At 30.4% G+C, this 1,442-nt stretch carries 2 protein-coding genes; both read left to right on the top strand.

All coding sequences use genetic code 11. From position 1 onward, the window contains the following. Window positions 1-41: 41 nt before the first annotated feature. Window positions 42-575, top strand: a complete 534-nt coding sequence (locus tag ACNQGG_RS17240) for a transposase (RefSeq protein ID WP_417966082.1) — start codon at window positions 42-44, stop codon at window positions 573-575. Beyond that, window positions 485-1,408 carry an IS3 family transposase gene (locus tag ACNQGG_RS17235; RefSeq protein ID WP_417966084.1) on the top strand — a complete coding sequence of 308 codons (924 nt, stop codon included), beginning with the start codon at window positions 485-487 and terminating at the stop codon, window positions 1,406-1,408. Before ACNQGG_RS17240 ends, ACNQGG_RS17235 begins: the two co-directional genes overlap by 91 nt. Window positions 1,409-1,442: the final 34 nt, after the last annotated feature.

Genomic DNA, 1,442 nt, shown 5'->3' with positions numbered 1-1,442 from the left:
AACTGCCCCCAAATAATTAGACATTATCTGGGGGTATTTTTATGGAAAGAAAAGTCAGTTACAATTATGAATTTAAACTTCGCTGTGTAAATGAAGTTTTAAAAAATCGTCAATCACTAAGTGTCATCGCTAAAGAGAATGAGATAGGTACAACCAGCCTTAAAGATTGGATTAGGTGGTATCTTAAATTTGGAAACGAAGGTCTTTTGCCTGTCCAAAAAAACGCAAATTATAGTATAAACTTTAAGTTAAAAGTTCTAAAAAGTATTGAAAGCAAGTCATTATCTTTGAGTCAAGCCTGTTTAACATTCAATATTCCGACAAGTTCGATAATAAGACGTTGGCAAAGGAAATATGCAAAAGAAGGTTCGGCAGGTTTAAAACCTAAACCCAAAGGAAGACCAGCATCTATGAATTTTAAGAGAAAACAACGAAAAACAGACAAACCGTTAACCAAGGAAGAAGAACTTTTAAAGGAACTGGAATATTTGCGAGCAGAGAACGAAATTTTAAAAAAGTTCAATGCCTTAGTTCAAGCCGAACAAGCCAATCAAAACAAAAGGCTCAAACCATAATGGAATTAAGGCATAAATATGATTTAGAGGTTCTTCTCAATTGTATGAAAATGGTCAGAAGTAGTTATTATTACCATGAAAAAAGAAGTCAATTAATCGACAAATACAAAGACATTAAAGAATTGATTAAGCAGATTTACAACCACCATAAAGGCCGATTGGGTTACCGTCGTATTACTTTGGCAATCAAACAAAAAGGAATTGTAATTAATCACAAAACGGTATTGCGATTAATGAAGGTTCTAGGATTAAAAAGTTTAATACGATTAAAAAAATATAAATCATATAAAGGAGAACAAGGGAAGATAGCTCCTAATATATTACAGCGAAATTTTAAGGCAACAGCACCCAACCAAAAGTGGGCAACCGATATAACGGAGTTTAATATCTCTGGAAATAAATTGTATCTCTCGCCTATTATTGATTTATTTAACGGAGAAATAATAAGTTATGAATTATCGGAAAGACCCAATTTTAATCAAATAAGCAATATGCTTAAAAAGTCTTTTAAATGTATACCTAATAATTCTAATCTAATATTGCACTCAGACCAAGGCTGGCAATATCAAATGAAACAATATCAAATGCTTTTGAAAGAAAAAGGATTAATACAAAGTATGTCTCGAAAAGGGAACTGTTTAGATAATGCAATTATTGAAAACTTCTTTGGAATATTAAAATCAGAATTGTTTTATATTATGAAATTCAAAGACATCAATCATTTAAAAAATGAAATTAAAGAGTATATCAAATATTACAATAATGAAAGAATAAAACTGAATTTAAACGGAATGAGCCCGACACAATATCGAGCTCATTATTATCAAAATTAATTATAAATTTGTCTAAAATTTTGGGTGCAGTCTA

It is taken from the genome of Flavobacterium esculini, assembly GCF_048284325.1.
Classification (GTDB): Bacteria; Bacteroidota; Bacteroidia; order Flavobacteriales; family Flavobacteriaceae; genus Flavobacterium.
Note: the sequence above shows the minus strand (reverse complement) of the source record. Positions and strands in the feature narration are given on the sequence as shown.